Consider the following 6,000-nt stretch of genomic DNA (forward strand, 5'->3'; position numbering starts at 1 on the left):
TGACTTGATTTGAATTTATCAGCAGCCGTCGTCGGCGAGGTCGTCTGGGTTCTCGGAATTGTTGCATGGTACATCATTCGATACCCATTTGAGCGCCGCGCAAAGCGAGTGCCTGTTATCAGCAACCGCCGTACCGGTTCTGAGGCGGTGGGGCTTGCGGCAGCTCTCGCCGGACTTGCGATCGTGCCGGGATTCTACGTCGCGACCGGCATTCCTGAAGCCGCCAACTATACACCTCGTTTGTGGGCCGTCGTGATCGGGGCGATACTCTTCTGCGCCGCAATGTGGGTCTTTCGAAGAACCCACAAGCAATTGGGACGAAACTGGTCGATTACGTTGGAGATCCGACAGCAGCACGAATTGATATGCGCTGGCCCGTACTCCCTTGTCCGCCACCCCATGTACACATCGTTCCTTCTGATGGGGCTTTCACAAGCGTTTCTGCTGTCGAACTGGGTGGCAGGCATGGCGGGTCTAATCGGCTTCGCCGTTCTATTCTTCCTCAGGGTAGACCAGGAAGAACGCATGATGTTGGAAGTTTTCGGCCCGCAATACCGCGCATATATGGCGAAGACCAAGCGCATTATCCCTTATCTTTACTAGAGGTGGCAAGATGAGAGGACGAACGATCAAGCTCTCGGCATCGCGACGACTTGTCGGAGATCTGATGAGATTCTCGATCGGGGTACCGCGTGTGACGGTCCAGCGGCAGATGAACCTTCGGCCCCTCCTGGATGCCAGAGACGGACCGGATGCCCGGCCGTCCTGGACTGTGCTTTTCTTGAAGGGATACGGCCTGCTTTCTCAAGAAATTCCCGAGTTGCGGCGCGCTTATATCAAGTTTCCATGGCCGCAGCTCTATGAATATCCGGCCAGTGTGGCCTCCATTGCCCATGAGCGCGAGCATGAGGGAGAGCGGGTCGTTCTGCTGAGCATCATCAAAGGTCCCGAGCAACGCTCCATTTCCCAGCTGGAAACGCTGATCCGCGCAGCGAGGTCACTTCCGGTTCTGGAGATTAAAGAGTTTCGGCGCTCTCTGAAGCTTGCTCGCGCACCTGCCCCTGTGAGGTGGCTGCTCATGTGGCTCGGGCTCAATATCGGGCGGAAACGCGCGCGCTATTTCGGCACGTTCCAATTGTCCGTCTATTCGGGCCTTGGAGCGGAGTCCCTCAACCCCCTTACCCCACTGACCACACTTCTCAACTACGGTCCAATCGGCAAGGATGGATCGGTTGCTGTCCGCATCCACTACGACCACAGGGTCATGGATGGAGCGAATGTCGCTCGGGCATTGGAACGGTTCGAAAGGATCTTGAACGGCGAGGTCGCGGACGAAGTAAAACGCCTCGCCCAGAGCGGTACCCCTGCCATCATGTCGGCGGCAGGGACATTGAAATGACGTCGCACAGTGAGCCCCGTTTGGCTGTCGTCGTGGTTGGTGCTTCCCGTGGCATTGGACGAGCAATCGCAAAGGTTGCGGCCCGTGAACGCAATGTCGTCGTACTCGTCGCGCGTTCGGCTGAGGGCCTCGCGGCGGCGGCGGTCGACGTACAGAAGGCCGGCGGGGAGGCGTTCACGCTGGAGCTGGATCTCCTCGCTGCCGATGCCCCGGCGCATCTCGAGGCTTTTCTGACTGCCAACGATTTGGTATGCGGCGTCCTGGTCAACAGCGCTGGGTATGGCCTGCGAGGCGCAGCGACGTTACTCCCCGTCAAAGATCAGATTGGGATCATCGATCTCAATATACGCGCCCTGACCGACATGACCCTTCGCTTCCTGCCTGGAATGCTGGCGCGCGGACGTGGCGGCGTTATCAATCTCGGCTCCGTAGCGGGTCTCATTCCCGGGCCGTACATGGCTTTGTATTACGCAAGCAAGGGTTTCGTGCACTCTTTTTCGGACGCGCTCCATCAGGAGGCCTGCCGCTTTGGCGTTACCGTTACATGTGTCGCGCCAGGACCGGTATCCACCGAGTTTCTTGAAAGGTCCGGCGCGAACCGGGCGGCTCTCTTCAAGATATTGCCCAAGCTGGACGCAGAATATGTCGCTGAGCGCGCCTGGAGTGGTTTCAAGTCCGGTCGTCGCCGCGTTGTCCCTGGCATCTCAGCTAAGTTAATCACTCTTGTCGCCGCATTCTTGCCGACTGCAGCTATTCTCCCCCTGATCGGTCGCCTGCAGCGCAGGAGCAAAGATCCATGTCCATGCGGTTCAGGAAGGAATCTCAAGGAATGTTGCGGTAGCGCTCCCCGGCACGGAGCAAGCTGCAGAAACAGTGCATCTCGGCGAGATGAAGGCCACCTATGATGAGGACCACTCGGAGATCCTAGTCCACCGTATGATCTTCCAGGCCCAACGGGTACGAAGGATTGTAAAAGGGAGGCTCATTCCGATCGTTCGCCAAACTCGTGACCGACAGGATGCTCGGCCCTCAACCAGCGACGTTGCAGTGCATGTCCATCTATCTGAAATTAATTGACCTGCCACTGAAGTTTCATCCGGCGGCAACATGCCGGCGTATTTTTCTTCCAGTTGAAATAGGTCGCCTGGCTAATTCCCGCCTTCCGGCAGATCTCCGCCACCGGCACACCTTCATCACCCTGTTTCAAAATGAACGCCTTTTGTGCGTCTGAAAACTGCGATGCCTTCATCGTCTTCCGTTCCTTTCCAAGCCCATGGCGGGGTGCTTTATCTCGACAAGCATGGTCGAAGCACGCAGGGCACGCCGGTTCGCGCGTTCTGCTTCGTGAGTACGAAAGAGAAGGATCGCAAGGTCGAAGGCCTGCATTTTCTGCGCGTGGGCATGAAGAACTATCGCGCCTTCCTGCCTCTTTGGGCAAAATGGCTTCAAGATGAACGATGACGGGCTGGTTGTCGTCGCCGTACGATCAGCCGTGATAGTCCGTTAGAAGCGGACATTTTTCTTTCTTTCTAAAGTCTCCTTGCCGGACACTTTAAATAGTGTCTTTTTTGTCCGTCATGAGCGATCAAAAATGCGACAAGTTAACGACTCGACACACGTGAGGGCAGCGTTTGATCTGTAGCCGGTTGAGTCCTGCGGGCGGGAATAGGCTTTAGGGGTTGCGGGGAGCCGCTATCTCCTCGCAGAACGCAAGGAAGGCCTCGACTTTGGCAGGCGGCAACCGCCGGGACGGCCGGACGGCGTAGAGAGGGAAAGTTTCGTCGGGCCAATCCGGAAAAAGCTCGACCAGCGTCCCGGCGGCCAGATGGCCTCCGACTGCAAAGGCGAGGACCTGGGCTATCCCCAACCCTGCCAGACACGCTTCGACCATCGTGTCCACGTCCGTGAAGGTGAACCGACCGCTTGCCTTTACCATCACCGTTTCGGGCGAACGCTGAAACTCCCACTCGAACGGCCTGCCGCGCTGCGGGTCCACGAACTGGATGCATTCGTGGGTTACAAGGTCCATCGGCCTTTGGGGGCGTCCCTTTGCCGCCAGATAGGATGGCGAGGCGACGGTCAGCACGCGCGTTTCCAGCAGCAAGCGTGATGACATGGTGGAGTCCGGCTGAGGACCGAACCGGATCGCCACATCCACGCCCTCTGCGACCAGATCGCCGGCGTCGGGTTGCTGGACAAGGATAAGCCGAAGCTCCGGGTAGCGGGCCGCAAACGCCGGTAGGCGAGGCGCCAGCACGTTGCGCGCAAAGATCGGGTTCACGCTTGCCCGGAGCAAGCCTTGGACTTGCCCCACAGCGCCCGCCGCCAGACCTGCCGCCTCTTCGATCCCGGAGAGATGGGGCGCGGCAAGCTCGTAAAGCCGTGCTCCCTCGTTGGTGAGTCTCAACGATCGCGTGCTCCGATCGAGGAGCCGCACACCGATGCGCTCTTCCAGCCGTGACACCGAACGGCTCACTCCCGATGCCGTGAGACCCAGAATTTCGCCGGCGCGAGTGAAGCTGCCACTCTCCACGACGCTCGCCAGAACGCTGACGCCGGCAAGTAATCGGCTATCGAAAGCCATTCATCATTCCTCGCATTTATTCAAGTTTGGTTTGCCTCTCCGCACCCTAATGCAAAGATGATGAAATCGGTACCTTGGGGCCATTGAAATCGAAACGGCGCGGATTAGCGCAGAGGTGATCATGTTCGTAATTACGGGAATAACCGGCAAGGTCGGTGCAATCGTCGCCACCACTCTCCTCAACGCCGGCCAGCAGGTCCGCGCTGTCGTGCGGAGCGAGGAAAAAGGTGCTCCTTGGCAAGCTCGTGGCTGCGAGATCGCAGTCGTTCCGGAAGCGGACGATAGCGCAGGGCTTGCGCGCGTCTTTGCTGACGCGGACGGCGTCTTTCTGATGAACCCGCCTAACTATGATTCTGCGCCGACCTTTCCCGACAGTCGCCGCCGAGCCGAAGCATCGGCTAAGGCAATCGCTGACGTGAAACCAGGCCGGGTGGTGCTGCTCTCGACGGTCGGGGCGCAGGCGACCGAGTTCAACCTGCTAAACTGGGCGCAGTTTTACGAACCCGCGCTGGCCGCCACTGGCGTTCCCATCGCCCTGCTCCGCGCCGCCTGGTTCATGGAGAACGCGGCTTGGGATGTCGCAGGCGCACGCGAGGGCCGGTTCGATAGCTACCTCCAGCCGCTGGATCATGCGATCGAAATGGTCAGCGTCCATGACATCGGTCACACGGTCGCCGATCTGCTCCGGGAGAATTGGTCTGGCGTCCGCACTGTCGAGCTATCCGGCCCACGCAAGTACTCAGCCAACGACGAGGCCGCGGGCTTTGCCGCCGCGCTGGGCCATACTGTCGAAGCGGTCATCGTACCGCGCGAGAGGTGGGAAGCGACTTTCCGCGCGCAGGGCATGCAAAATCCGCAGGGCCGCATCCGCATGCTCGATGGCTTCAATGAAGGCTGGATCGACTTCGAGCGACAAGGCACCGAGCAACGCAACGGGACCGTCACTTTCGAGAGGGTGCTTAGTGAGTTGATCGCCAAGGGCTGAGCATGGCGCCCGTTGCTCTCACAGCCCAGCCCGATCGAGCTTCACACCGGCGAAGATTTCGCTCTTTGCCGGGCAGTGCGGATTGATCGCGATGGGCAGCTACTACGCCCGGCCTCTCGAACTGGGCATTGGCGGCGAGCTCCGGCTCGCCCCTCATTTCGCTGGTCTTATGGTGACGGCCAGCCAGATTGGCTAATGTCGCTGGTTTGCTGCTGATCGCCCCCTTAGCGATCTCCTGGAAAACCGTCGCCTCATTTTGGCGGTACTAGGCGGCTCGCTGGCCGGCATAGTGCGCACTCTGATCGCCGCGGTGCTCGGCATTTGCCCTCGTGATCACATTCTCCTCTAGTGACAGATAGTGCTCGAACGCAGCGACAAGCCGCTCTGGATCGAGGGAAAGCTCCCGGAACCCTTCGTGTAGATCGAACAGATCGCGTTCTTTCTCCGCTGTAGATGCGCCCGGAGCTTTGTGACGAACAGCTCTTCCTTGTCATAGGATATGATGTCGGCGACGCCGTTGAACCATCCGTTCTCCACCTTGAATGGATATCCTTGCGTGCCATACAACGACGCGTGTTCGCGTGTGTTGATCTCGACCTTGAGCTTAAGCGACGTTCCAGGCTCGGCCTCGGGCGCAAAGCGGAAAACGAGGTGCGCAGAATGACCCGCTTGCTCCGCTTTGCACTTTCCAATCCAGGCAAGAGCACCGCGGATCGCGTCGATTGTTGGTCCGATGGGTTCGGCCGTGATCTGAACGAGGTCGATATCCTCGGAATAATGCATGGGCCGTTTAAAGAGCAGCTTGTTGATTGCGGTTCCGCCTCGAAATGCGATTTTGCCCTTAAACTTTGGCGCCGAAAAAAGGTCGCAAAGAGCGCGGGAAATAATAAGGTCCTGCTCAATCTGATCGTGTCCCATGGAGTGGTGTAGCTGGATTTCATAGCCATCGGTGATTTCCGGTAGGGTCGGGTTGCTTAGAGCCAACCTGAGGGACACCACCGATGACCGACGACATGATGAACCTGCGCTCAC

Annotated in this window: 7 protein-coding genes and 1 pseudogene; 5 read left to right on the forward strand and 3 right to left on the reverse strand. The window is 58.8% G+C overall.

The genetic code is table 11. The features are described 5' to 3' along the window. Positions 1 to 9 precede the first annotated feature (9 nt). From EFD55_RS32065 to EFD55_RS32075, 3 genes are read left to right on the forward strand one after another with little or no spacing between them, the layout of a single operon-like run. Positions 10 to 603: a protein-S-isoprenylcysteine O-methyltransferase gene (locus tag EFD55_RS32065; protein ID WP_125851015.1), complete on the forward strand. Its 594-nt coding sequence runs from the start codon at positions 10 to 12 to the stop codon at positions 601 to 603. A 10-nt stretch (positions 604 to 613) separates the two neighbouring features. Beyond that, positions 614 to 1,399, forward strand: coding sequence for a hypothetical protein (locus tag EFD55_RS32070; RefSeq protein WP_125851017.1), 786 nt, complete (start codon positions 614 to 616; stop codon positions 1,397 to 1,399). Next, positions 1,396 to 2,304, forward strand: a complete 909-nt coding sequence (locus EFD55_RS32075; RefSeq protein ID WP_125851019.1) for an SDR family NAD(P)-dependent oxidoreductase — start codon at positions 1,396 to 1,398, stop codon at positions 2,302 to 2,304. Before EFD55_RS32070 ends, EFD55_RS32075 begins: the two co-directional genes overlap by 4 nt. A gap of 189 nt (positions 2,305 to 2,493) precedes the next feature. Here EFD55_RS32075 and EFD55_RS32080 read toward each other — a convergent pair. Next, positions 2,494 to 2,648, reverse strand: a pseudogene (locus EFD55_RS32080) (transposase); the annotation flags it as partial. On the opposite strand from EFD55_RS32080, the gene EFD55_RS32085 reads away from it, so the two are divergent. Next, positions 2,639 to 2,860, forward strand: coding sequence for a hypothetical protein (locus EFD55_RS32085; RefSeq protein WP_125851021.1), 222 nt, complete (start codon positions 2,639 to 2,641; stop codon positions 2,858 to 2,860). The pseudogene EFD55_RS32080 and the gene EFD55_RS32085 sit on opposite strands and share 10 nt — an antisense overlap. Positions 2,861 to 3,071: 211 nt before the next feature. Here the strand turns inward: EFD55_RS32085 and EFD55_RS32090 are convergent, their stop codons facing one another. Continuing rightward, on the reverse strand, positions 3,072 to 3,983 hold the full coding sequence (locus EFD55_RS32090) for a LysR family transcriptional regulator (RefSeq protein ID WP_125851023.1): 912 nt from the start codon (positions 3,981 to 3,983) through the stop codon (positions 3,072 to 3,074). A 121-nt stretch (positions 3,984 to 4,104) separates the two neighbouring features. Here EFD55_RS32090 and EFD55_RS32095 point away from each other — a divergent pair, with 121 nt between their 5' ends. Further along, positions 4,105 to 4,968, forward strand: a complete 864-nt coding sequence (locus tag EFD55_RS32095; RefSeq protein ID WP_125851025.1) for an NAD(P)H-binding protein — start codon at positions 4,105 to 4,107, stop codon at positions 4,966 to 4,968. Between the two features lie 345 nt (positions 4,969 to 5,313). On the opposite strand, the gene EFD55_RS32100 is transcribed toward EFD55_RS32095, so the two are convergent. Next, positions 5,314 to 6,000, reverse strand: a 687-nt coding sequence (locus tag EFD55_RS32100; protein ID WP_208653557.1) for a nucleotidyl transferase AbiEii/AbiGii toxin family protein, incomplete at its 5' end; no start/stop codon positions are given.

Source organism: Rhizobium pisi, assembly GCF_003938655.1.
Taxonomy (GTDB): domain Bacteria; phylum Pseudomonadota; class Alphaproteobacteria; order Rhizobiales; family Rhizobiaceae; genus Rhizobium; species Rhizobium pisi.